This is a genomic window from Flavobacterium beibuense, assembly GCF_004151245.1.
GTDB lineage: Bacteria > Bacteroidota > Bacteroidia > Flavobacteriales > Flavobacteriaceae > Flavobacterium > Flavobacterium beibuense_A.
Genome location: NZ_JUIW01000008.1, coordinates 154,384 through 179,508, shown reverse-complemented (window position 1 = coordinate 179,508; position 25,125 = coordinate 154,384). Strand labels below are relative to the sequence as shown.

The window sequence follows — 25,125 nt, the reverse complement described above, 5'->3', positions numbered from 1 at the left end:
ACGCTACATCATTTTAAAAGCATATACAAACAATGCTACCGATACTATTATACCAATCATGAAAATAGTATAGGTAATACGTAAAAGCTTGTATTTTCTGTGGAGCACAAGCCCCAGAAAATACAGGTCTTTTATCATGGAGTTATACAGATAATCCCTGTCTTTCATCATTTCGTTTACTGCCCACTCATATTCTCCTAAAGGCATTTTATAAAAATTACCAAAGAACAGAAGATTCACTTTTTTATCTTCTATATCCTTTCTGGTGAAAGTACCACTGGTAACCTTTGGCCTGGTAGAAAGAATAGCAAAAACTATAGAAACTACCGAAAAAAGCATCATTACCAGTGTTGGTATAATAAGGTGTGCATTATTGGGACTATCCAGCTTAGGGATAAGCGTTGAAAGCGATATGGAAATAATAATCGCATTTACAGAAAGAAGGATATTTGCCTTACTGTCTGCTATATCACTCAGTCTTGTATGATTATTAAGTGTAATCCTAAACATGGTATCAATACCCCTTTCAGGCCTGTCCAGTTTTTCAAGCTTCTTTTTGTTTATTTTTTCTTTAGAGCTTTTCTTACTGTCTTTTTCAAGTTTAGCAATAGCCAGCTGTATATCAGCAAGATTTTTTTCCTTTAAAGGCTGCAGGTTTTTTTGAGCATAATCGGTAAAAAAGCGATGCTTTATAGAAAGTACATGCCTGTTAACTGTTGCCCATTCCATATCAGTAAACTCTTTATGGTGGGTAAGCTTCCATTCTGCCCTTAAAAGCTCGGAAAGATTACAGTAATTCTTATCCGCAAAATGACAGCAGTCGGCATCCTTAATTATTTTCTCAAGATGTGTTTGAGGCTCTACCCCAAGTTTAGTTACCCTAATCAGCGATTCTATAAGGTTTATTCTATCTTCAGGATAGTTGTTTTCTCGTAAGAATTCAACCGCCAGTTTACAGCTTTCTTCTTCATGCTCGTTATCACTAATAACATAACCTGCATCGTGCATCCACGCAGCAAGTACTAGTACTTCAAAATCTTCTCCCCCCACTCCCTCCTCAGAAGCGATAAGCTTTGCATTGTTTACCACACGTAAAGTATGGTTAAAATTATGGTAAATATAATCGGGAGATAGTTTATCTTTGAATAAGTTAAAAACGTAGCTTTCGGCTTTTTGGACAACACTCATAAGTATGCAATTAACACTACCAAATTATGAAATTCTTTTGGGTTAACATTGTAAGGTGCAGAAATATTAAACTCCTGTTACCTTTTTTTATTGTGTTTACACTTTTTTCCTGTGCCTCTTATGATGTTAGGTATGGCAAAAATGCAACAGCAAGACCTTTGGACACTATCACTCAGCACACAATATCTCACAGGTTTGCACTAGTGGGAGATGCCGGCTATGCGGCCCGACCAAACTCGCAGGAAGTGCTTGGTTTTGCTTTACAAAAGCTAAAAGCAACAGGCAAAAATACTTCGTTACTATATCTTGGTGACAATATTTATCCGCACGGCATGCCACCAAAAAAAGATAAGGAAGGCAGAAAAGCTGCTGAAGAAAGCCTTTTGTTACAGCTTAAATTATCTGACAATTTTGAAGGGACAACACATTTTATCCCCGGTAATCATGACTGGTATAGTGGCCTTGACGGACTTAAAGATCAGGAAGATTTTATAAAAGACTATCTAAAAACTAAAAATTCTTACCTGCCGGGTAAAGGATGCGGCATAGATGATCTTGAAGTTAACGATAGCCTTACACTTATAGTGATAGACAGTGAGTGGTTTTTAGAGGACTGGGACAAATACCCTATCATTAATGACGATTGCGACATTAAAACCAGGGAAGGAATGATTCTCGAACTGGAAAGCCTGTTAAATAAAAATCAGGGAAAAACCATTATCCTTGCCATCCATCACCCTTTAATGACTAATGGTTCACATGGCGGGCAATTAACATTGAGAAAGCAGCTATATCCGTTAGAAAGTAATATCCCGCTACCTGTATTGGGTACTGTAATGAACTTTGTGAGAAATACATCAGGCGGAAGCCCTCAGGACATACAGGGCAAACAATACAATGCCCTTTCTAAAAGAATTAAAACCCTTGTACAGGGTAAAGACAATGTTATTGTTATATCGGGTCATGATCATAACCTCCAATACATACATAAAGACAACATACACCAGATTATTAGTGGTGCGGGCTCTAAGGCAGAAGGAGCTAAAGCCATCAACCCTGATGATTTTTCGTATGGAGGTTCGGGTTATGCAGTATTGGATGTATATGACACCTACACTTCTAAAATAACATACTATGCCGTAAAAGACGGTAAAGAGGAAATGGTATTTGAAAAGTATATTACAAGGCCTAAACCGAAAACCTATACCGCTGAAAAGTTCAGATCGGATTTTCCTAAAACAGTAGAAGCGTCTGTTTATACTCCGGAAATGACTAAGAAAAGTGGTTTCTACAAATTCCTTTTTGGGAATTATTACCGTAGTTACTTTAGTACTCCAATAGAGGTTAGTACCGTAAACCTTGACACTTTATACGGAGGCTTAACTCCCTTAAGGGAAGGGGGCGGACACCAGTCTATGTCGATAAGAATGGAAAATCCTTCAGGTAAGGAATATGTAATGAGGGGAGTAAAGAAAAGTGCCAACCGCTTTTTACAGACTGTAGCTTTTAAAAACCTTTATATAGGCAGTGATTTTGATCAAACTGTTACAGAATCTTTCTTAATGGATTTTTACACGTCGTCACATCCGTTTACGCCTTTTATAGTAGGAGACCTAGCCGATGCTGTAGGCATTTATCACACCAATCCTAAACTATATTATATACCCAAGCAAAATGCGTTAGCTGAATTCAATACCGAATACGGGAACGCCCTTTATATGCTGGAAGAACGACCAATGGGTAAATTTAAAGATGAACCCAGCTTTGGCAACCCTGATGATATTGAAAGTACCGATGATGTACTGGACAATATGAGGAAAAACCCTAAATATACTGTTGACGAAAAAGCTTTTATCCGTGCACGACTGTTTGATATGATTATAGGCGACTGGGACAGGCATACCGATCAGTGGCGTTGGTCAAGGTTTAACGAAAAAGACAGTGTTATTTACAGGCCAATACCTCGTGACAGGGATCAGGCTTTCCCTAATTACGGAGGAGTATTACTTCCTTTAATTATGAATATGCCTCCTCTGCGCTACATGCAGGATTACAAAGACCACATAAGGAGCGTTAAGTGGCTTGCCTTTGAACCTTACCCTATGGATATGGCATTGATAAGGAATGCCAACCAATCCTTATGGCTGGAACAGGCACGTTTTCTAAAAGAAAATCTTACCGATGATGTTATTAACCGTGTGTTTACCGAATTACCTAAAGAGGTACAGGATGAAACTATGGAAGAAATAAAATCTAACCTTAGGAAAAGACGAGATGATATTGAAAAATATGCTTTAGAATACAGAGCAGTCCTTTTAAAAACCGTGCTTATAACCGGTACCGACAAAAAAGAGCACTTTGTAATAAACAGGCTACCTGAAGGAGAAACAAGGGTGCAGATTTACAGTATTAAAAAAGATGGTGAAGAACTTATTCGCGATAATACATACAACCGTAAACAAACCAAAGAATTATGGATTTATGGTCTGGATGACGATGATATTTTTGAAGTAAAAGGCAAACCTGAAAAACCAATACTTATACGATTACTGGGTGGACAAAACCATGATGAATACCTTGTGGAAAATGGTAAAAAAGTAAAAGTATATGATTTTAAAAGTAAGAAAAACACCTATAACGTTGACAGCAAAACAAAACTGTTGCTTACCAACGATTATGAAACAAATACCTATAACTTTAAAAAACCTACTTACAATGCCTACACCGGGTTACCAACCCTTGGTTTTAACCCGGATGACGGAGTTAAGCTGGGCTTTATAGCTAATTACACTGTAAACAATTTTAATCGCAAGCCATTCTCTCAAAAACATACGGTAAAAGCAAACCTGTATTTTGCTACAACAGGATTTGAGCTAGACTACATTGGCAAGTTTATGAATGTAGTAAGCAAATGGAACTTTGGCTTTAATGTACATTATACAAGTCCAACGTTTAGCATAAACTACTTTGGCTATGGTAATGAAACACCTAATAATGATGACAATTTAGGAATGGATTACAACAGAGTTAAGCTGCAAACATTTAGCGTAGCTCCTGCTGTATTTAAGGAAACACCTAACGGAAGTTATTTTGAGGTATACACAATGTTCACCACTGTAGAAGTGGAAGAAACTAATAACCGCTTTATCAGCACACCGGGACTAATCCCCGATTACCTTATGGAGCACAGGCAATTTGCAAGGGTTAATGGTAAATACAAATTTGAGAATTACGATATCAGGTCTTTACCATCTATGGGAATGCTGTTCTCTGTAAATGCGGGATGGACAGTAAGTATGGATGAGTTTGAAAGAAACTTCCCTTATCTGGAAGGCACTTTAGGCTTTACACATAAAATAACGGGTGACAATAATTTGGTTTTCTCTACTACTTTTAAGGGAAGGAGCCTTTTAAACAACAACTTCGAATTCTATCAGGCATCTACATTGGGCGGTGATACGGATCTAAGAGGTTACCGCAATCAGCGTTTTACGGGTAAAGAATCTTATCTTCAAAGCTCAGATTTAAGATTAACCCTGGGTCGTTTTAAAAGCAGCATAATCCCAATTAAATATGGAATTTTTGGAGGGTACGACTATGGTCGTGTTTGGATAGATGGTGATGATTCAAGAAAATGGCACCAGTCTGCAGGTGGAGGAATCTGGCTTAATGGTGTAGAGGCTTTAACAGCTAAAGCTTTTTACTTTCATGGTTCAGACGGAGGTAGGATAGCGTTTGGTCTATTGTTTGGATTTTAAAGGGTTTAAATCAAACTCATAGAGCTTACCACCTGTCTTATTAGATTTTTCATCTGCAATAAGCAAAGTGTTATTGTCTTTAAAACAAACCCCTTCCTTTTGGGAAAAATCTCCTAATGGATATTGCACCATATTTTCCTGGAGGAAATTATCATTTTCAAAATTGCTAAGGAGCCATATTTTATCCGCAGCCAGTAAAACTATTGTTTTACCGTCAGGACTAATGTCCGCTGCAGTAATGGCACATTTACTGAATACTTTGCAGGAATTTAAGGTAGTGATAAGCTGTGCAGCATGATTACCCTCTTTGTTAGGCACTTTATACACATAAAAGTCACCCTCAAACTTTGCACTCCTGTTTTTTGTAAAGAGGTAAAAGTTCCCGTTTAACTCAAAAAAAGATTCCACATCAAAAAACATTTGGGAACGCTTGGGCGGAAACTCTTTTTGTTCGGGATAATAAAAGGAAACAGTATAAGAAGCCTCAACTTCTTTTTCATCAAGATCTGTTTTATTCACCTTGTGAATAGCCAGATTTGTTCTGTCGTTGTCGTTATTACCAAAATCACCTATATAAAGGTTTCCCTCGGTATCAGAAGTAATATCTTCCCAATCGATATTCTTAACATTGGTAATCTCAACCTTATGAGTTACATCGCCATTTTGGTCAAGATTATAAATCATATTCTTATTCCCACTGTCTTCTATTGCCCAAAGCTTTTGGGTTTCTGCGATATATTCTAATCCCGAAACCTCTTTAAGACCCAGCTTCCCTAATACCTTTAACCCTTCCTGGTTTGTGCTGTTGCAGGAAAAAAACAGAAAGGGGATTAATAGCTTTACAATTCTCATAACTTACCAATTGCTACAGTAAAGTTAAATAAAAAACCATCGGCTAAAAAGCCGATGGCACAACTACTAAAAAAAATCAATGTTTCCTAATTAAATCAGAAATGAGAAAAAAATAATCTTTTTACAACGAACTCATTACAAACATACATTCGCAATTTGAAAAACCATCCTAACACTTAAAAAAAACGTTAAAATGCTGTTTTTTTAGGATAAACGGGACAAAGCTTTAAGATAACCTGTTAATTATGAGTTAATTAGGAAAACCTAAAGATTTTGATTGGTAACTTTATAGGACAAAATCGGTTTATACAATAACTCATGCAGCTAAATGTAATTAAAAAAGACGGAGATGAAACCCGTGAGCTAAGATCGCTTTTTGAAAAGCAGTTAAGCGAAGTGAATTGGTCTGAAAAACGACTGCTTACGGTATTTCCTTTAATTATAAAAAACTGCTATTCAAAAGACCTGATTTTTATATTGGAAAAGCATGTAAAAAACACACTAATAAGGTTAGGCCGGCTTCAATTGATATATAAAGCAATAGGGCTTCCTCCTGTCGAAACAGAATACAAAGCTCTTACCTGCCTGATTGATGAAGTTGATGAGTTGCTTAAACAAACTAAAAAAGGTGTAGTTAGAGATGCAGGAATAATAGCTGCCATCCAAAAAATGGAGCATTACAAAATTGCAGCATATGGCACTATGAGGGCTTATGCACTTGCACTTCGTGAAGAAGATATAATTCAGCTACTGGAAGACTGTCTTAAAGAAGAAAAAAATACAGACATGCAGCTTACCCAAATTGCGGAATCGCATATTAATATTGAAGCTGCTGATAAAGAAATATAAACAGATTATGTCAACCAAACCTAACACATTTCCAAACCAAAAACAAAGTCAACCGGGAAAGGAATACAAAATGATCCCTGAGCCTGAATATATACGAAGAGATTATAAAGGCAGCAGTAAGCTTAAAGGCCTTAAAGCAATAATTACCGGAGGTGATAGTGGTATTGGGCGAAGTGCAGCAGTACATTTTGCACGAGAAGGAGCTGATGTTGCAATAGTCTATTATAATGAAGATAAGGATGCGGATAAAACGAAAGAACTAATAGAAAAAGAAGGACAAAAATGTATCCTGATAAAAGGCGATCTTAAAGATGAAACGTTTTGCAAAAATGCTGTTGGTAAAACCGTAAAAGCATTAGGAGGTTTAAATATAGTAGTAAATAATGCTGCTGTACAGTTCCCAAAATCTGATTTTAAGGACATAACAGGCAACCAGGTAAGGGAAACATTTGAAACTAATATATTTCCCTTCTTCTACCTTACCCGCGAGGCTTTAAAACACTTAAAAGAAGGTGATTGTATCATTAATACAACATCGGTAACAGCCTATAGAGGAAGTGAACATTTAATTGACTACAGCAGCACTAAAGGGGCCATAGTTTCATTTACCAGATCTACCTCGGCAATGTTAGCCGAGAAAAGGATAAGGGTAAACGGCATTGCTCCAGGTCCTATCTGGACACCTTTAATCCCTTCCACATTTGATGATGTAAGGGAGTTTGGAAAGGATGTGCCCCTTAAGCGTGCAGGACAGCCAAGTGAAGTTGGCCCGGCTTACGTGTTTTTAGCAAGCAAAGATGCCTCTTACATAACCGGACAGATTATACATATAAACGGAGGGGAAATTGTAGGAGGATAAATAATTTATTAATCATTAAAAATCAATATTATGGCAACTAATGAAAAAGACAGAAAAGAGAAACTTAATAAACCGGATAACGCACTAAATAATCCTGATGAGCAGTTGATAACAACTGATGATCCTGCTATTATAAATCCGGTAGAACTGGCAACTTTTCCTAAACAGAAGAAAACAGAAAATCCGAATCTGGAAGAGGAAAGAGAAAATCACATGGTTAACAGGAAAGACTCACCCGTAAGAAGCGGACGAAATATTACCAATACCGATAATAACCCGGACAAAAACAATTATATGTAATTTAAAAGCCTCTAATGAGGCTTTTTTAACATAAAACTATTAAAACATTGTCATTATTTATAAAAAATAGCTTACAAATTGACAAACTTAACATTGAAAAGTTGCTAAATCGTTAATTTTTAATTATATTTAACTAATTAAATTTTAAGCGATTATGACAAATGAACTATTCGGGCGTCAGGATCAAGGCTATCAAGGCGGACCAAATGAAGCAATGAATGTTTATGGTAACGGGACAAGCGGCTACAACATGTGGTCTCAGGAAGGTTTACCATATGAAGACCCAGCAATTGTCAACCCTCAGGAACTTGCAACCTTCCCTAAACAGGTGAAGAAAAACGATGCACATCATCATCACTCACATCATCATCATCACTACGAACAAAAAGACGGTAAACGAATTACCAGAACTGACAATCATCCGGACAAAGACGGATACATGTAAAAACGTAACAACTCATTAACCATAAAAGAAAGGCTGTACCACACGGCCTTTTGTTATTTATAGCTGTTAATCCACCGTTAATATAAGTGGATTTGCCACTTGGTATTTGTACTTTTATAAGTAGCAGGAAAATTTTAAAACCGCATGGATTATATACAAATCACAGGACTGCTTGCAGCCATATTAACAACAGGTGCAAACATTCCTCAAGCCATAAAAGTAATAAAGACCCGTTCTACAAAAAGCCTTTCGGCAGCAACCTACAGCATGCTGTTTTTTGGTATGATATTGTGGGTAATTTATGGCGTAATTAAAAAGGATATCCCAATAATTCTTGCTAACGCTGTTGCGGGCAGTTTATGCGGAATTATATTATTCATGAAATTGATTGCTATATATCATGCAAAAAAATCTGGTTAAGTAAATATTAAATAAACAAGAACCATAACTACCTAAAGATAAATTCATTATCTTTTACATCCTAAATTTTTTAGTTATGAAACAACTTAACCATGACCATCCTAAAAACAATCATCCTTACGGGAATGAAGGGCACGATTTAAGCCCTAACCAAGTAGGAGAAGAAACAAAACACAGAAGAAAAAGAGAAAAATTCAGTCCGGGAGAAAGCCAGGATTATAATCCTGAAGACTTTAGCACGGACTAGAAACCAAACTAAAGTACTATGCTCAGTTGGACAGAAATATTACTCCGTTTAGTACTGGCTGCAGTTTTCGGTGCCGTTATAGGTATTGAAAGAGAGCGAAAAGACTGGGCTGCCGGTATGCGAACCCATATGATGGTATGCATGGGGGCTTCACTTATTATGATGGTTTCTTCCTTTGGTTTTTCTGACACAATTGGAAAAGAACATGTTGAGCTTGATCCCTCACGTGTAGCTGCACAAATTGTTAGCGGAATAGGTTTTATAGGCGCAGGTGCAATCTTATTTTTAAAACCGACTACAGTATTGGGGCTTACCACTGCTGCAGGATTATGGACAGTGGCAGGTATAGGGATGGCTACCGGAGGGGGTATGTATATTGCAGCAGGAATAACAACAGTTCTTGCTATTATCATTTTATGGGGACTACAACCCCTTCAAAAGAAATTTTTTCCAAAATTTCAGCAAAAATCACTCACTGTTATTGCTCAAAACGAAATGAATCCTAAAGCGATAATAGATGAACTTTTACAGGACAAAACCCTGGATTTTGCCAACTTTACCGTTACACGTGAAAGTGATGAAATAACTATAGAGCTTAAATTGGAAAAATCGGATAATCCAATGCTTTCAAAAATTGTAGAAAAACTACATACCAACCCTAAAATAAAAAAGATCTATTGGGAAAAATAACCTACATGTAAATCTTATTGGTTTCCTGACTAATTTTTTTAGCAACTCCGGTTTCCATAAAACGCTTAAAAGCCAAAATATCTTTCCTTATCGTTTTTTCAAAAGTTGGTGTAAGCAAACGGGCTATCTCCTCTCCTACACTACCAAGCGGTGCATGGTAAGAGAATACCACGTGTACCAAAGTACCCAGTTCTCCTGCATCCTTAAACTGTACTTTCCCGGCATTCTTAATTTTCGAACCCGGTAACGATTGCCATCCTATAAACCTATAAGGTTCTTCAGCTACAATTTCGGCTTTCCATTTTACCGTACCCAATCCTCCGGGCAGTATAGCCTTCCACTCAGATAATGTATCACCCAAAACGGCAACACTTTCAAGATGCTCCATAAATAAGGGGAGATTGCCTAAATGACGCCAAAAATTATAAACCTCATCAACAGGCTTACTTATTACCATTCTGGTATGTATATTTATATTAGAAGTGTGACTGTAATTTTTATTCAGAATCCTTTCTCCTAAATGACTTGCGGGACAATATCCGCTTAACCCCCTAAACAACATAAAACCTGCCGCGCCATATTCTGCAACTCCTCTTTTATGCCTCAAAGAATCATACAACAAATAGCTACCTCCCAGTACAGATACTAAGCGTTCTATAGTACTGATGTTTTTCTTTAACTCTGGCAACTGTATATTAAGTAAATTTTTCATAAGTAAATAATTGTACCCTAAAAATACTAAAGGCATAGCTGTACTCATATCAGTTTAACACAACCTTAGCTGCTAAAAAAATTCGAAAATTTTAAAGCCTTATAACTCCCTTTAAAAACATAAGCTTCTGAAAAACAGATATCAAAAATTTCATATATACTTTTTAAACACTTAGCAATTTCTTTTCTGATATATTATGATATGTATAAATTTTATAACTAAATGATATAATAGTACACTTCCAAATAGTCATTTTTACCTACATTTACTTTTTATGAAAATACTATGCAAACACTACAAAAAATGCTTTTTTTGCTACTGGTATCTGCAATAGCGCTATCGGCTGACAAACCTTCACAAAAGACTGACCTGTACATTACTCAGGGACGTACAGACAAAACAACAAACAATGAGATTATCTTAGCAGGACCGGGTTCATCAGTTACCTTTAGTTTTAAAGGTTCGCAATGTACCCTGAATTTAAAATCGCTAAACAATAATAACCAGTATGATTATGTCGCCATACAGATAGACGGAAAATATACCGGTAAACAAAAAGTATCTCCAACTACAGGAAGCATCTTTATCAACGAACAGGATAACAAAACACATAAAGTAACTATTTATAAAGCTACGGAAGCCGGGAACGGAAGTATTATTTTCCTGGGGGCAGAAGGCGATATTGTAAAAACCAAAAAAACAAAAGGAAGAAAAAAAATCGAATTCATTGGTGATTCAATCACCTGCGGTATGGGAGCTGAAACCGAAGAGATACCCTGCGGTACGGGAGAATGGTTTGATCAGCACAACGCTTATTTCGCCTACGGTCCTGTAACAGCACGAGCACTTAACGCCGATTTTCTACTTAGTTCGGTTTCTGGCATAGGTATTTACCGTAACTGGAACGATGAGCACGAAAAAGAAAAGATTATGCCGGATGTATATGAGAACATTTACCTGAATAATTCAGACAGAACTGGGACTTATCAATTTGGTTTTGATCCGGATATTACCTGTATAGCTTTAGGAACCAATGATTTTTCTGAAGGTGACGGTAAAAAAGAAAGGCTTCCTTTTAGTGAAGATAAATATGTTGCCAGCTATGTAAACTTTATTAAAACCGTTTACAGCCATACACCAAATACACAAATTGTACTATTAACCAGCCCTATGGTTAAAGGTGAAAAAGCCGATATATTTTTAAGATGCCTTAAACGTATACAGGCTACCTACAAAGACGATAAAAAACATAAACCAATACAGGTTTTTGAATTTAACGATATAACGCCTCATGGTTGTGGTTATCACCCAAATGTTAAAGATCATCAGGAGATGTCAAACCAATTAACTCCTTTCTTAAAATTACTTTTAAATGAATAAAATAAGCTTTTACATTTCCGTTCTTATCCTTTTTGCAACGGGCACGGCAAATGCGAATGTATTACTGCCATCTTTCTTTTCAGATAACATGGTACTGCAACGCAACAGTGAAGTTACCATTTGGGGATGGGCAAGTCCTTTTGAGGACGTTACCCTTACTGTAGGATGGTCAGGCGAAAAGATTGAAATAAAACCCGACAGCCAGGCATACTGGCAGGTAAAACTTAAGACACCCGAAGCCGGAGGACCTTATACCCTAAACTTTAAAGGCTATAACGAACTTACCATAAAAAATATAATGATAGGTGAAGTATGGCTTTGTTCGGGACAGTCTAATATGGAATGGTCGGCATCAATAGGTATAGACAATTCCGAGGCTGAAATAGCAAAGGCGAACTATCCTAACATTCGTTTCTTTACCGCTCCTAAAGTGGCAGGAACATCACCACAAATGAATGTGGTGGGTAACTGGCAGGAATGTACACCGGAGACTATGAAGTATTTTAGTGCCGTAGCTTACTTTTTTGGCGAGCGCCTGCAAAAAGACCTGAAAGGTGTTCCCATTGGGTTAATTAATTCCAGTTGGGGAGGTACACCTGCCGAAATATGGATGCCGGAAGATTATATTGCTAAAGACCCAGTACTTGCAGAAGCAGCTTCAAAGCTCACTCCTGTTGCATGGGGACCAACCGAACCGGGACGTACCTATAACACCATGATAAATCCATTTGTTGGTTTTAAACTGGCCGGTGCTATTTGGTACCAGGGAGAAAGCAACGTGGGCAGTAATGTGTATGATAAGACACTTGCCGGATTAATAAAATCATGGCGCAAAGCATGGGGAGACGATTTCCCTTTCTACTTCATACAAATCGCTCCGTTTAATTATGAAAATGATACTTATGGTGGTGTTACAATCCGTAACTCACAACGCAAAGTTTTGAATGAAGTTCCAAAAACAGGAATGGTGGTTGCGGGCGATGTTAGCCCTACCGATGACATTCATCCTCGTGATAAGAGAACTGTAGGTGAAAGACTTGGCAACCTGGTATTAAAATCGCAATACGGTATAAATACCGGAGTAGTATACGGTCCGCTTTATAAAAATATAAGCATCAGTAAAGACAAGGTAACAATATCTTTTGATTATGCCGAGGGACTTCACTTCTCTACAAAAAAATCAGAATTGTTTGAGGTAGCCGGAAAAGACGGGAAATTCTATCCTGCAACTGCAACCATAAAGAATAACACTGTAGTGGTTTCTTCCAAAAAAGTAAAGGAACCGGTAACCGTACGATATGCATGGTACAACACAGCAAAGCCGGATTTGTTTAACGGAGCAGGGTTGCCTGCATCCTCTTTTTTAAGTGAATAATTATGAAACGAACCTTATTGATACTTGCCGTGCTTACTGTTTGCAGCACCAGTGCTCAAAAAAAGAAAACAATGAACAACAAACAGGATACAGAACAAAGAATTGAAGAGCTATTGGCTAAAATGACCCTAGAGGAAAAAGTAGGCCAAATGAATCAGTATAACGGTTTTTGGGATGTAACAGGCCCATCACCAAAAGAAGGTAACGCCGCTACAAAATATGAACATCTTCGTAAAGGATGGGTAGGCTCTATGCTTACCGTTCGTGGTGTGAAGGAAGTGCGTGCCGTACAAAAAATTGCAGTTGAGGAAACCCGTCTGGGTATTCCGCTTATTATAGGTTTTGACGTAATACACGGCTATAAAACATTAAGTCCTATCCCACTTGCCGAAGCTGCCAGCTGGGATATGGAAGCAATAAAGAATTCAGCTAAGACCGCCGCATCCGAAGCTGCTGCTTCGGGTATTAACTGGACCTTTGGTCCTAACGTAGACATTTCACGTGATGCCCGCTGGGGTCGTGTAATGGAAGGCGCAGGAGAAGATCCGTTTCTTGGAAGCCGTGTTGCCGAAGCACGTGTAAAAGGTTTTCAGGGAGACGACCTTTCTGATCCGCTTACCATAGCTGCATGCGCCAAGCACTTCGCTGCTTATGGCTTTGCAGAATCGGGAAGGGATTATAATACGGTTGACATTAGCAATGCTACATTGTACAACACAGTACTTCCTCCGTTTAAGGCAGCTAACGATGCCGGAGTACGTACCTATATGAATTCATTTAATATTCTTAACGGTATTCCTGCTACCGGAAACAGTTTCCTGCAAAGGGATATCCTGAAAGGGAAATGGGGCTTTAACGGTTTTGTAATTACCGACTGGGCTTCAATAAGAGAAATGATTGCTCACGGATTTGCCAAAGATGGTGCAGAGGCCAGTGAAAAAGCAGTAAAGGCAGGTGCCGATATGGATATGGAGTCTCACCTTTATATTTATGAACTGGTTAACCTGGTTAAAGAAGGTAAAGTGGATGAAGCGCTGATTGATGATGCCGTAAGACGTATTTTAAGAGTTAAGTTTGAACTTGGCCTGTTTGATGACCCATACCGTTATTGTGATGAAAAGCGTGAAAAAGAAACCATATACAGCAAAGTGAACCATGAAGCCGTACTGGATATAGCTAAAAAGTCTATCGTTCTTTTAAAGAACGAAGGCAACCTGCTTCCGCTTAAAAAGAAAGGACAGAAAATTGCACTTATAGGTTCGCTTGCCAATGATAAAACGAGTCCGCTTGGAAGCTGGAGAATTGCTTCAGATGATAATACGGCTGTATCGGTATTGGAAGGTATGCAGCAATATAAAGGGAATACATTGGTATACGAAAAAGGTGCCGAATTAACTATTGGCAAGACTACTTTCCTGGACGAACTGGTTTTCAATACTACTGACAGAAGCGGATTTGAAGCAGCTAAAAAAGCAGCCAAAGAAGCTGATATTGTGGTAATGGTTCTTGGCGAGCACGGTTTCCAGAGCGGTGAAGGCCGTAGCCGCACTAATCTTGATTTGCCGGGATTACAGCAGGAGTTGCTGGAGGAAATCTACAAAGTAAATTCTAATATAGTATTAGTGCTTAACAATGGGCGTCCTTTAGCTTTACCTTGGGCAGCCGAACATATACCAACTATAGTTGAAGCATGGCATTTAGGTACCGAAACTGGTAATGCGGTAGCGCAAGTACTGTATGGTGATTATAATCCAAGCGGTAAATTACCTATGAGTTTCCCACGCAATGTAGGACAGGTGCCTATTTACTACAACCAACACAGTACAGGAAGGCCAACCAACACCGACAATAACGTGTTTTGGTCACACTACAGCGATGTGGAAAAAACTCCACTGTTTGCATTTGGCCACGGACTAAGCTATACTACCTTTAAATATGGCACTGTTAAGCTTGACAAGAAAACCTATACTAAGGGAGAAGCTGTAAAGGTTTCTGTTGAAGTTACCAATACGGGAGATTACGATGGCAAGGAAGTAGTTCAGTTATATATAAGAGACATAGCCGCAAGCCTTTCACGACCGATAAAAGAGCTTAAAGGTTTTGAACTGGTTCCGCTAAAAAAGGGAGAAACCAAAACCGTTACTTTTACCCTTACCGATAAAGAACTTGGTTTCTTTAATAACGAAGGTGAATATCTGGTAGAAACGGGAATATTTAAAGTATTTGTCGGAACAAGTTCTGACAATGTTCAGGAAACCGAATTTGAGTTGAAATAACTATTTCCCATAAAATAAAAAAGCGCGGTAATTACCGCGCTTTTTTATTAAAATGACTGCTGTATATCATAGTACTCTTTTAACTCTAATGCTCTTGTCTTTATTATTTCCTTCACCCTATTTGCAGTAATAACACGCCAAATGGTGCCTATTTGTTTTCCATAAAACTGAGACAAAAAAGACCCTTCCATATCTTTATAAATAATCCACTGTCTTTGCGATTCCCTAAGAGCTTTTTGCTGTTCGGGGTTAAGTACATCCATTAACTGTGTGTAATATTTGTTAAGCTCACCATCCCATGCTTCGGCAGCATTAAGTTCGCACTTTACTATTTCAGCATCTATGCCTTCACTTAATTCAATGCATTCCTTCAACTCAACGTCAATAGAATACTGTGGGGTATCGTTATCCTGAGAATAGCTAATAAAAGAAAACAGGCTAAAAGCTAACAGTAAAATGTTCTTCATGATTGTATTGATTTCAGTCAAATATACTCAATCCTAAAAAAACACTACCCTATCGCTTCCACTTTTCCAGTTTATAGGCACTATCCCAAAACAGGTATTCCAAACGGCTGGCATCTACAAATGCCGCAGTCATTTGTTTTCTTTGGGTTTCAGTACATTTATCGGCACCTTCATCACAAAGCATAATAGCTTTTTCAACCAAATTCCCAAACTCCTCGCCTCCGTAGGTGTTTATCCAGTCGGCATACGGATTGTTTTCTTTGGCTTGTATTTGCAGTATATAATCTCCTACCTTTTTATAAATCCAAAAACAAGGCAATACTGCTGCCATACCTACCTCAACCTGCTGCATGTATACTGTGCTTTGCATATAATGCACATAGTGATGGCAGGTAGGCGACACAGGCATCCTTTCCCCTACATTAAACTGCTTGAAGTAAGAATCGTGCAATGCCCTTTCTACCACTATCGCACCTTCCGAAAAACGGATAAAATCTAACATAGTATCCACACTTTGGGCTTTGGCACTAATAACAGCAAGCGTTCGTGCAAAGTATTCCAGGTAATGTGCATCCTGCTGCATATAGTATTTAAACTTCTCTATATCCAGTGTCCCGTTTGCCAATTCTATGATAAAAGGCATTTGTATAATATCTTTATATACAGGCAGTATTTCCTGCCATGCTTTTTCACTCCATTTCATTTTTTATCATGGTTTGAGGGTTATAAAAATGATTTAAAGGACCATTACCTTTACCTATAAGTACATCACTACCGTAATAAATAGCCCCGTTAATATATTCCTTAGCCAAAGCAACCGCATCCTGCAGTTTTTCTCCCCTTGCCAGATATGAAGCAATAGCCGAAGATAATGTGCAACCGGATCCGTGAACATTGTTAGTATCTACCTTATCGGAAATATAGGTGCTTACTATCCCACTTTTATTTATAAGAATAGAGGTGAGTTGCTCCGATTTGAGATGCCCCCCTTTCATCAGCAAAGCCTTACAGCCCATTTGGGCAATCACTTCTCCTGCCTGCTGCATTTGGGCAACAGTTTCAATAGTCATATTTGCCAGTAACGAAGCCTCATCCGTATTAGGGGTAATCAGTGTAACCAACGGAAAAAGCAGTGATACTATAACCTCAATAGTGGCATCTTCGATAAGTTTATCACCGCTTGTAGCTACCATAACAGGATCAAACACTATAGGTATATCGGGATATCGTTTAAGGGTATTGGCAATAACCTCAACGAGCTGTGGCGTATGTACCATCCCTATCTTAATAGCGTCCGGACGAATATCATCCATAATAGCATCTAATTGCTGCTGTACAAATTCTGCCGGAACATTATGAATGGCTCTTACACCGGTTGTGTTTTGTGCTACCAATGCCGTAATAACCGACATGCCATAGCAACCAAGTGCAGAAAATGTTTTCAGGTCAGCCTGAATACCGGCACCGCCACTGGGGTCAGTACCTGCAATGGTTAATACAGTTAGGTATGTATATTTCTTTTTCATGCTGTTTCTATTAAATTTCTAAGTGTTTCGGCTGCTTTTGCCGGATTATCTGCTGCACATATTGCAGACACTACGGCTAGGCAATCAGCTCCAGCCTGTATCACCTGTTTTGCATTAAATTGATTAATACCGCCTATTGCCACAAGTGGCTTATCAGTAAGAGTCCTTATCTGCTCAACACCTTTAAGCCCCCATTCGGTTACGGTATCAGTTTTGGTTGGTGTGCTAAATACAGGGCTTACACCCAGATAATCGGAAAATTCAATTTCAGTTCCTGAAAGTTGTTCCATATATTCTACCGAATAGCCTATCATGTTACAGCCGGGCCACTTCTTTTTAATCTCAGAAGGTGGTATATCCGAATTCCCTACATGAATACCATGAGCATTACAATTAACCGCCACTACAGGATTATCATTTACAATAAGCGGTACCGAATAGCTATCCAGCATTTCTTTTAGCCTTAAGCTGCTTTCCAGAAAATCTGAATAGTTTTTATTCTTTTCTCTTATCTGTACCAAATCGACCCCGCCTTTAACAGCCTGTTCAGCCACCCACAACATATCCCTGCCATAACATGCCTCTTCACTTATAACCAGGTAAAGCTTATATGGAAACTGTCTTTCCATTTTCCTGACTTACTTTTAGGTATTGATTAAATTCCGTTTCGGTTATATTGTACAGTTTGTCCAGAAGGTTCGTTTGAAGACTTCCCGGTCCGTTGGACTGTGCTATGGCTATTTCACCTGCAATACCCAACAATGCCATTGCAGCAGCAGTTGCTTCAAAAGCATTTTCAGGCTGACCGGCAACAAAAGCACCTATTAAAGATGTAGCGGTACAGCCAAGTCCTGTTACTTTTGTCATCATAACGTGACCGTTATCAATAAGTATTTTTTGATTTCCGGAGATAACCACATCCGTAGCTCCAGATATACAAACTACTGCCCCGGTATTTTCATTTAACCATTTGGCAGCATCTATAGCTTCTGTACTTTTGTGCAGGCTATCTACACCTTTGGTTTGCCCTCCGGCATTGGCTAATGCCATAATCTCTGATGCATTGCCTCGGATTACTGTAGGCTTATATTTTAAAAGTTGTGCCACCGTAGTATTGCGAAGATTACTTGCTCCTGCTCCTACCGGATCGAGTATCCACGGTTTACCCAACTCCTGTGCTTTTGCCGCTGCCTTATACATGCTTTCTATCCAGTATTCGTCAAGCGTACCGATATTGATAACCGTAGCACCGCAAATACTTACCATTTCTTCAATTTCAGGATGAGCATGTGCCATAATAGGCGAGGCACCTGCAGCCAAAAGCGCATTTGCCGTGTTGTTCATTACCACATAGTTGGTAATATTATGTACTAAAGGGGAATTTTGTCTTACAGACAGGACAGACTTCCAAAGGGACTCTCTCATATTTAAGTTTTTTAATGATGAAATAAATATGGCTATAGAGTCTCCCGTAAAAAAGTGGAAGATAAATGAATAAGCAATGCTTTTCCCTACGTCGGTGTAAACCGTATCAGGTTCAAAGGGACTCTCTCAATTCTTTTCAGAATACCCCTAAAGCCAGCTCAAATATAAGTAATGTTATTTATCAGGTAAAAAGAAACATGTTAAAATAAAAAAGAGAGCTTATAGCTCTCTTTTTTTTGTATTTATAAATATTAAAATCTGTTATCTCCGTCTAGCAGGTTACCCAGTCCGCCAAGTATACTGCCTTCTCCTCTTTGCTGTCCGCCTCCCTGAGGTGCTGCTGCATAAATCCTTCCGGCAAGCCTGCTAAATGGTAACGACTGTATATAAACCACTCCGGGACCTTGAAGCGTTGCATAAAACAAACCTTCACCACCAAAAATGGTATTTTTTATACCTCCTACAAACTCAATATCATAATGTACATCTTTAGTAAAGCCTACAATACAACCTGTATCTACTTTAAGTACTTCGCCTGCCTGTAGTTCTTTACGTGCCAAGGTACCTCCGGCATGCACAAACGCCATACCATCACCTTCCAGCTTTTGCATGATAAAGCCCTCGCCACCAAAAAGACCCCTCCCTAATTTTCTTGAAAACTCAATACCTACCGACACCCCTTTTGCTGCACAAAGGAAAGCATCCTTTTGACAGATAAAGCGTCCGCCGTATTTAGTAAGGTCTATTGGTACTATTTTACCAGGGTAAGGAGAAGCAAAACTTACTTTACGTTTTCCATGATACTGGTTAAGAAACACCGTCATGAACAGGCTTTCCCCGGTAAGTAATCTTTTACCTGCCGAAAACAGTTTACCCATAACGCCCTGCGTTTGGTTAGAACCGTCTCCAAAAATGGTATCCATGTGTATACCCGTATCCATCATCATAAAGCTTCCTGCCTCTGCCACTACGGCTTCCTGCGGATCAAGCTCTATTTCTACATATTGCATTTCCTCACCATAAATATGGTAATCAATTTCGTGTGCTGTCATTTTCTTTATTGTTTTTTGATTTGATTGTCTATTAGTTGTAAAATCCTGAAAAATGTTACGCTTTTATCCCATATTATACAAGAAGACGAGATTCACAACATACAAAAGGAAGATGACAAGCGTATCCCACGCCAGGAATATTCTCTTCCTTTGATAAGGAAAAATAAAACCAATTACGGCAACGGCTGTCATAACCACCACCATAAAAACGGTCATCACATTAATGTCACTGGCATCTTTTAGCAATAATCCTTTAGTATACAGAATATCATCTATAAACAGAATAAATATATTAAATATATTACTACCCAACAGGTTACCTACAGCCATATCGGGCGAGCCCATGCGTACTGCAGCCAATGAAACAGCAATCTCAGGTAAAGAGGTAGAAACTGCTAAAAACAATGTGCCTACAAATGACTTCCCTAGTCCTGTTTGTTCTGCAATATGTTCAGCAAAAAATGGCAGTGCCAAAGCCACAACAATAATAACCAATGCAAAAGCCGAGTATCTCAGTATAACTCCTCTTAAGGTATATCCTTGTGTATGATTCTCTTCTGTAACCGTGGCATCTACCGGAATTGATTTCTGGTACTTAAATATTGTACGTACAGACATAAAGTATATTACCCCAAAACCAATACTGGTTATACCCAGTGTATGGCTAAGCACTATATCCCTGTCAAAAAACAACCCTAAACCGGTAAGTGCCAATAGTATTATACCGAAAGCCGCAGCCAGTATATGGCTTTTTGACACCTGCGAAAACAGGGGCTTATCCTTTTTGGTAAAAACATCCATTAGCGAGAGAATACTTAGATTAAGCGCACAGCTACCCAAAATATCGCCCATTGCCAGGTCGGCCGACTGTACAATAGAAACCGAACTTATACCTACCATCAGTTCAGGCAATGACGTTACGGTAGACATGAGTATCAAGCCTATAAAGGCTTTTCCCATCCCTGTCATATCTGCAAGCAAATCACCATAGAAAGAAAGTTTTTTACCTGCAAAGAATATAATTATCGCACAAACAAGAAATCCAGTTATATACATCGTTATCAGTTAGAAGAGTTAAGATTATTTTTAATTACTCGAAAGGGTAATGATATACTTATACTATCATTTTTACTAAAAGTGGCTAAAAATGATTTTTCGGAAAAGACTCCGTATTTAAGCACCACCCCTTTATCATTTTTATTATGATTAAAGAATACCGTGTCATTACTAAGTCTATATTGTCCACTATATTTTCTTAATCCAAAATAAACCTCTTTTACAAAGTAAAAACCATTATTCTTCAACCTTATGGTCGTACCTCCATTTGCTACTCCTTCATAATGAGCAACCATTACATCTTCCCCCTCCCACTTCTCAAAATCAATAAGCCCAAAAGGTTTATAAATAGTAAGAGTGATTACAAAAAGTAAAACCAACACGGTGATATTTCTTAATCTATTGGCCAGCTTTTCCTTAACAATTAAGACCAGTTGCCAAATAAGGATTATAACTAAAGTAAAGAAAGTAATCATTTCAAAAATAAATATTGGAAATGCCCAATAAGACAGATTACCTTCCCAAAAATAGGCAGTATTAACTAATAGGAAAAAAACAATCTCTGTTACTAAAAGAATTTTAAGTTTCAAGAGGGTCTGGTTTAAGTTTCTCAAATATACAAAAGCTTTTTTCAGCAGTAAAAAAAGAAAAGGGGCTTTCGCCCCTTACTAACTAGTAACTATACACTTAAACACAATTTATGAAAACAATTTTGCTGCCTGGACATGCATCCAGTCGTAGTTTCGTTCACGCCCCAGGCTAACCCGGCCTTCCTCTTCCCAAAAGTCCCACCATTTATTGTATTCAGGGCGGGCAAAAGTTGCCTTATCCCTACCCCATTGCAGTTGGTTATTTATAGGATCAAAATCAAGGGCTACACCCCATGAATGGGTACTTAGCGAACTACCTCCCCTAATGGCACGGTAGTTAAAACATCCTCCAAAATAATTAAGCCTAAGCCTCTTTATTTCGGTAAGCCCGTAATAGTCGTGAACTTTATTTAAAACACGTAACACACTATCCTTTACTTTGATGTGCGCCGTTATTTTAGTGATTTCCTTAGAAGTATCCCATGCTAATAACACAGGATAAGGTATATTGAAGGTTACAAGGTTTTTATTTCCTGTGGGTTTTGCTATTCCGTAAAAAGCCTCTAAAGTTGTCTGGGTTTGTATTGGCCAGTTATTTGGATTAACCGGTTCTCTGTCTTCGGGACGCCATGGTTCGGGCTGTTGCCCGTATAAAAGCATGTAGGTTAACTCATCAAAAGCGGTTTGTGTACGCTGGCCCCATAAACCATCTACAGGCCCGGGATCAAATCCCTGCTCCTGTGCATACAACTGTATTGCCCCTACCAACTTTCTTTCAGCCTTCCAGCTTTTAGGCAGTTCGTTAAGCTTATCGAGTGCGGCATAGGTTTTCTTACCTGCAATACCGTCTATAGCTCCCGGATTAAGCTTTTTTAAGGTGAGGTAACGTTGCGCAATCCTGATTATTTGAGGCGTGGGGTCCATAACCTGAGTGCTTTATATCTTAAAGTTAAAACTTTGGATATAAAATTCCTCAAATATCTGACAAACAGTTTAAAAAAACCGACAAATGGATTAATACTCTCCGTCTAAATAATACCAGTTGCCTCCCTGATTTATAAAACGTGAATTTTCATGATGAATCTGCGCTTCCAGATTATAATCTATATAATATGCCTTAAACTCTACAGTTGCCTCTGTTGCCTTAAGCACTTCCAGTTTTATCCACTGGTTGCTTTTTGCCCACTCCAGTATAGCTGTTTTACTGTGATGCCTTCTTTCTTTTGGGGCAGTGGTTAGCCATAAATAATCGGCATTACAAACGGCATAAGCAGAATAACGCGAACGCATAAGTGCTTCGGCTGTAGGAGCTTTTTCTTTTCCTGTAATATAGGGTTCGCAGCAGTTTGAAAACGGTTTCCCCGAACCACAATAACAATTTAATAAAGACATCTTTTTTATATTATTCTGCAAAAATAAAAAAAGGGCCAAAGCCCTTTTCTATATTCTATTATTATTTGCCTTTACCTACTGTTGTAGCCTGAGCTATTTTAGTATTCATTTTAACACTAATTGACATACCTCCCTGTTCCATTTGCATTATCATATCCATATCAGCATTATATACAACAGGATATTTAGTATCTATATCATAAACCATCTCTCCTTTTCCTTTTCCTGAGCCTTTCATATTCATACCTTCTTCAAGATCTCCATCCATAGAAATATCATGAATCACATCAAAATAAGCTTTTTTACCTTCAACTCTTATCAACTTATAGGTAACCACATTATTCATTTTCATGGCTCCTCCTCCCAAAGGTATATCCATAGGAACGTCCTGAACAAAAGTTTCTCCTATTTTAAGTGTTTTCTTAGGATAAGAAACCTTAGTAAGCATTTCTTTTACCATATCCATAGCGGCCTGCTTAGCTGTAGATGGCATATCCTGTGCTACGATAGAATCAAAAACAGGAACAAATTCTCCCTGCTTCACCTTACCATATATATCTATCTTATTGTCAGTGACATTATCCGGCATACCTTCCATTTTCATACCCATAGACATAGACATATTCATCTTTACAGGTATCATGCCTTTTTCAGCTTTATCAGTTAGAATATTCCCTTTCATAGATATTGACATATCCATCTTTTTAGATTCTCCTCCATATGCCATTTCTATTTGCATATTTTGAGCAGACACCTGATCATATTTTTTACTTGGTAATAATTGCATATCAAGCGTTACCGAATCCTGTGCCTTTACAGCTCCTGCTATAAGAAAAGCTGCTAAAAATAATGTTACTTTTTTCATGGTGTGTTTTTAATTTGTGGCAAATATAACCTTATATAAAGCCAATACAAGAAAAAAAGGGCTAAAAGCCCTTTTCCTATTTCAATAACTTATTGTATTGTTTAATCATATTAAGGGTTGTTGTATCGCTGGCAAAAACCGAATTAAGTCCCTGTGGTTCCTGTGGCGGATCGGTTGTAAAATCGTCTCCTTTATTCCACTTACCATTTTCAGGGTCATTATTTGCTATTCCGCCAAAGCCCCAAAAATTAAGACCTGCAAAAGTTTCGTTATGCTTTTTACTTTGCTCCAGCCTCTCGAAAATGGATTTAAAAAATGCATCCCTGTTTGCTACAGATGATTTTTTATCCAGACTCTCCCCTTCACGTGGCAAACCAAACTCCTCTAATACTATAGGTTTGTTTAGCTTTTGTGCCACAACTATATGGTCGTTAATATATTGCTGTGCATTGGTGATACTAACCGGAAGTGTTTCTTTCGCATTTTCATATTTAAACCAACTCCAGTTTTTAGGCCATATATGCATGGTTAAATAATCAATCTTAGGATTATTGTGTGTACGCTCATAAATAGCTATATCATCAGCAGAGCCTGCCTTACCTTCAGATCCTGTGCATATTAAATGATAAGAATCCAGCTTGTCAATAAGATCTACCACATCATTAATCCATTTAGTGAACTTCTCCTCATTATCGGCCGTAAATACCCTTGGCTCATTGGCTACCTGCCATGCCATAATAGTATTGTCCTCGGTATACTTTTTATTATTGTAAACATTGGTTCTTCCCAATATAAACTTTATATGGTTTTTAAAGGCCTCCATACAAGGATCACAGCTATGAAACTGCTTAGTATACTCCATAAACTCCGGCCATGTATGTGGCGGCACATTAGGGTTAGGAAAATCTCCCTTACCATTCCACTCAAGGTATTGTGCCATACCTCCGCTCCATTCCCAGTTATTGGTAAGATAAAGTACGGCATGCATATCACGCTTGGCCATTTCGTCCAGTAAATAATCAAGACCGTCAAGCAGGTTATCATCATATTTACCCTGTTCCGGCTGCAGTGCAGGATTTACGGTAAAATCCTGAGTACCGGCTTCGGCTCCAACCAAAATACGCAGGTTATCAATACCATACTCTTTCATTATGTCTAACTCCTTTGCCAGACGCTCCCTGTTACCTCCCTCTTTAGCTGCCAAAAGCGCTCCATACCAATAGTTCGTGCCTATATAATGATACGGTTTATCTCCTTTATAGAGCTCGTTGCCTTTAACAGTTATTCTTTCGGGTGTTGTAGTTTCATTCACTGAAACAACCTCATCCGTTTTTTCTTTTTTACCCCCGCAGGAGAAAAGTAAAGGTAGGGCAAGTAGGCCTGCCAAAATTCTGTTCATAA

Annotated in this window: 26 protein-coding genes and 1 riboswitch; of the genes, 11 read left to right on the top strand and 15 right to left on the bottom strand. The window is 38.3% G+C overall.

Annotated features, from left to right (window positions below; genetic code table 11):
• Positions 1 to 3: 3 nt before the first annotated feature.
• Positions 4 to 1,188: a Pycsar system effector family protein gene (locus NU09_RS12400; protein WP_129751614.1), complete on the bottom strand. Its 1,185-nt coding sequence runs from the start codon at positions 1,186 to 1,188 to the stop codon at positions 4 to 6.
• Between the two features lie 92 nt (positions 1,189 to 1,280).
• Between NU09_RS12400 and NU09_RS12395 the strand changes: the two genes are divergently transcribed.
• Positions 1,281 to 4,946, top strand: coding sequence for a metallophosphoesterase (locus tag NU09_RS12395; RefSeq protein ID WP_242501877.1), 3,666 nt, complete (start codon positions 1,281 to 1,283; stop codon positions 4,944 to 4,946).
• On the opposite strand, the gene NU09_RS12390 is transcribed toward NU09_RS12395, so the two are convergent.
• Positions 4,929 to 5,798, bottom strand: coding sequence for an SdiA-regulated domain-containing protein (locus NU09_RS12390; protein WP_129751612.1), 870 nt, complete (start codon positions 5,796 to 5,798; stop codon positions 4,929 to 4,931). The genes NU09_RS12395 and NU09_RS12390 overlap by 18 nt on opposite strands.
• Before the next feature lie 318 nt (positions 5,799 to 6,116).
• Between NU09_RS12390 and NU09_RS12385 the strand changes: the two genes are divergently transcribed.
• The 7 genes from NU09_RS12385 (at position 6,117) to NU09_RS12360 (ending at position 9,608) form a co-directional block, all read left to right on the top strand.
• Positions 6,117 to 6,647 (top strand): DUF892 family protein, encoded by a 531-nt coding sequence (locus tag NU09_RS12385; RefSeq protein ID WP_129751611.1) that lies wholly within the window; start codon positions 6,117 to 6,119, stop codon positions 6,645 to 6,647.
• A 7-nt stretch (positions 6,648 to 6,654) separates the two neighbouring features.
• Positions 6,655 to 7,506, top strand: coding sequence for an SDR family oxidoreductase (locus NU09_RS12380; protein WP_129751610.1), 852 nt, complete (start codon positions 6,655 to 6,657; stop codon positions 7,504 to 7,506).
• Between the two features lie 30 nt (positions 7,507 to 7,536).
• A complete protein-coding gene (locus NU09_RS12375) occupies positions 7,537 to 7,806 on the top strand; it encodes a hypothetical protein (protein WP_129751609.1) in 270 nt (89 codons plus the stop codon).
• 154 nt (positions 7,807 to 7,960) lie between these two features.
• Positions 7,961 to 8,251, top strand: a complete 291-nt coding sequence (locus NU09_RS12370) for a hypothetical protein (protein WP_129751608.1) — start codon at positions 7,961 to 7,963, stop codon at positions 8,249 to 8,251.
• Positions 8,252 to 8,395: 144 nt separating this feature from the next.
• Positions 8,396 to 8,671, top strand: coding sequence for a SemiSWEET family sugar transporter (locus tag NU09_RS12365; protein ID WP_129751607.1), 276 nt, complete (start codon positions 8,396 to 8,398; stop codon positions 8,669 to 8,671).
• A gap of 76 nt (positions 8,672 to 8,747) precedes the next feature.
• Positions 8,748 to 8,918, top strand: coding sequence for a hypothetical protein (locus NU09_RS17095; protein WP_165357691.1), 171 nt, complete (start codon positions 8,748 to 8,750; stop codon positions 8,916 to 8,918).
• An 18-nt stretch (positions 8,919 to 8,936) separates the two neighbouring features.
• A complete protein-coding gene (locus NU09_RS12360; RefSeq protein WP_129751606.1) occupies positions 8,937 to 9,608 on the top strand; it encodes an MgtC/SapB family protein in 672 nt (223 codons plus the stop codon).
• Position 9,609: 1 nt separating this feature from the next.
• Here the strand turns inward: NU09_RS12360 and NU09_RS12355 are convergent, their stop codons facing one another.
• Positions 9,610 to 10,320 carry an SRPBCC family protein gene (locus NU09_RS12355; RefSeq protein WP_129751605.1) on the bottom strand — a complete coding sequence of 237 codons (711 nt, stop codon included), beginning with the start codon at positions 10,318 to 10,320 and terminating at the stop codon, positions 9,610 to 9,612.
• 303 nt (positions 10,321 to 10,623) lie between these two features.
• Here NU09_RS12355 and NU09_RS12350 point away from each other — a divergent pair, with 303 nt between their 5' ends.
• From NU09_RS12350 to bglX, 3 genes are read left to right on the top strand one after another with little or no spacing between them, the layout of a single operon-like run.
• On the top strand, positions 10,624 to 11,700 hold the full coding sequence (locus NU09_RS12350) for an SGNH/GDSL hydrolase family protein (protein WP_242501876.1): 1,077 nt from the start codon (positions 10,624 to 10,626) through the stop codon (positions 11,698 to 11,700).
• A complete protein-coding gene (locus NU09_RS12345) occupies positions 11,693 to 13,075 on the top strand; it encodes a sialate O-acetylesterase (RefSeq protein WP_129751603.1) in 1,383 nt (460 codons plus the stop codon). The genes NU09_RS12350 and NU09_RS12345 overlap by 8 nt, the downstream gene beginning before the upstream one ends.
• Before the next feature lie 2 nt (positions 13,076 to 13,077).
• Positions 13,078 to 15,351 (top strand): beta-glucosidase BglX, encoded by a 2,274-nt coding sequence (gene bglX, locus NU09_RS12340; RefSeq protein ID WP_129751602.1) that lies wholly within the window; start codon positions 13,078 to 13,080, stop codon positions 15,349 to 15,351.
• A 47-nt stretch (positions 15,352 to 15,398) separates the two neighbouring features.
• Here the strand turns inward: bglX and NU09_RS12335 are convergent, their stop codons facing one another.
• The 12 genes from NU09_RS12335 to NU09_RS12280 form a co-directional block, all read right to left on the bottom strand.
• A complete protein-coding gene (locus NU09_RS12335) occupies positions 15,399 to 15,818 on the bottom strand; it encodes a lysozyme inhibitor LprI family protein (protein ID WP_129751601.1) in 420 nt (139 codons plus the stop codon).
• A 49-nt stretch (positions 15,819 to 15,867) separates the two neighbouring features.
• Positions 15,868 to 16,521 (bottom strand): thiaminase II, encoded by a 654-nt coding sequence (tenA, locus tag NU09_RS12330; protein WP_129751600.1) that lies wholly within the window; start codon positions 16,519 to 16,521, stop codon positions 15,868 to 15,870.
• Positions 16,508 to 17,344 (bottom strand): bifunctional hydroxymethylpyrimidine kinase/phosphomethylpyrimidine kinase, encoded by an 837-nt coding sequence (gene thiD / locus NU09_RS12325; protein WP_129751599.1) that lies wholly within the window; start codon positions 17,342 to 17,344, stop codon positions 16,508 to 16,510. Before thiD ends, tenA begins: the two co-directional genes overlap by 14 nt.
• On the bottom strand, positions 17,341 to 17,973 hold the full coding sequence (gene thiE, locus NU09_RS12320; protein ID WP_129751598.1) for a thiamine phosphate synthase: 633 nt from the start codon (positions 17,971 to 17,973) through the stop codon (positions 17,341 to 17,343). Before thiE ends, thiD begins: the two co-directional genes overlap by 4 nt.
• On the bottom strand, positions 17,951 to 18,769 hold the full coding sequence (thiM, locus tag NU09_RS12315) for a hydroxyethylthiazole kinase (protein ID WP_129751597.1): 819 nt from the start codon (positions 18,767 to 18,769) through the stop codon (positions 17,951 to 17,953). Before thiM ends, thiE begins: the two co-directional genes overlap by 23 nt.
• A gap of 66 nt (positions 18,770 to 18,835) precedes the next feature.
• A riboswitch (TPP riboswitch) is annotated at positions 18,836 to 18,928 on the bottom strand.
• A gap of 92 nt (positions 18,929 to 19,020) precedes the next feature.
• Positions 19,021 to 19,821 (bottom strand): TIGR00266 family protein, encoded by an 801-nt coding sequence (locus NU09_RS12310; protein WP_129751596.1) that lies wholly within the window; start codon positions 19,819 to 19,821, stop codon positions 19,021 to 19,023.
• A gap of 63 nt (positions 19,822 to 19,884) precedes the next feature.
• A complete protein-coding gene (locus tag NU09_RS12305; protein ID WP_129751595.1) occupies positions 19,885 to 20,877 on the bottom strand; it encodes a sodium:calcium antiporter in 993 nt (330 codons plus the stop codon).
• Positions 20,878 to 20,882: 5 nt separating this feature from the next.
• Positions 20,883 to 21,467, bottom strand: coding sequence for a hypothetical protein (locus NU09_RS12300; RefSeq protein WP_129751594.1), 585 nt, complete (start codon positions 21,465 to 21,467; stop codon positions 20,883 to 20,885).
• 108 nt (positions 21,468 to 21,575) lie between these two features.
• Positions 21,576 to 22,391: a M15 family peptidase gene (locus tag NU09_RS12295; RefSeq protein WP_129751593.1), complete on the bottom strand. Its 816-nt coding sequence runs from the start codon at positions 22,389 to 22,391 to the stop codon at positions 21,576 to 21,578.
• Positions 22,392 to 22,481: 90 nt separating this feature from the next.
• Positions 22,482 to 22,859, bottom strand: a complete 378-nt coding sequence (locus NU09_RS12290; RefSeq protein ID WP_129751592.1) for a YchJ family protein — start codon at positions 22,857 to 22,859, stop codon at positions 22,482 to 22,484.
• Positions 22,860 to 22,920: 61 nt separating this feature from the next.
• On the bottom strand, positions 22,921 to 23,724 hold the full coding sequence (locus NU09_RS12285; RefSeq protein WP_129751591.1) for a hypothetical protein: 804 nt from the start codon (positions 23,722 to 23,724) through the stop codon (positions 22,921 to 22,923).
• A gap of 76 nt (positions 23,725 to 23,800) precedes the next feature.
• Entirely contained in the window at positions 23,801 to 25,123 is a 1,323-nt protein-coding gene (locus NU09_RS12280) for a glycoside hydrolase 5 family protein (protein ID WP_129751590.1), read from the bottom strand.
• Positions 25,124 to 25,125 lie beyond the last annotated feature (2 nt).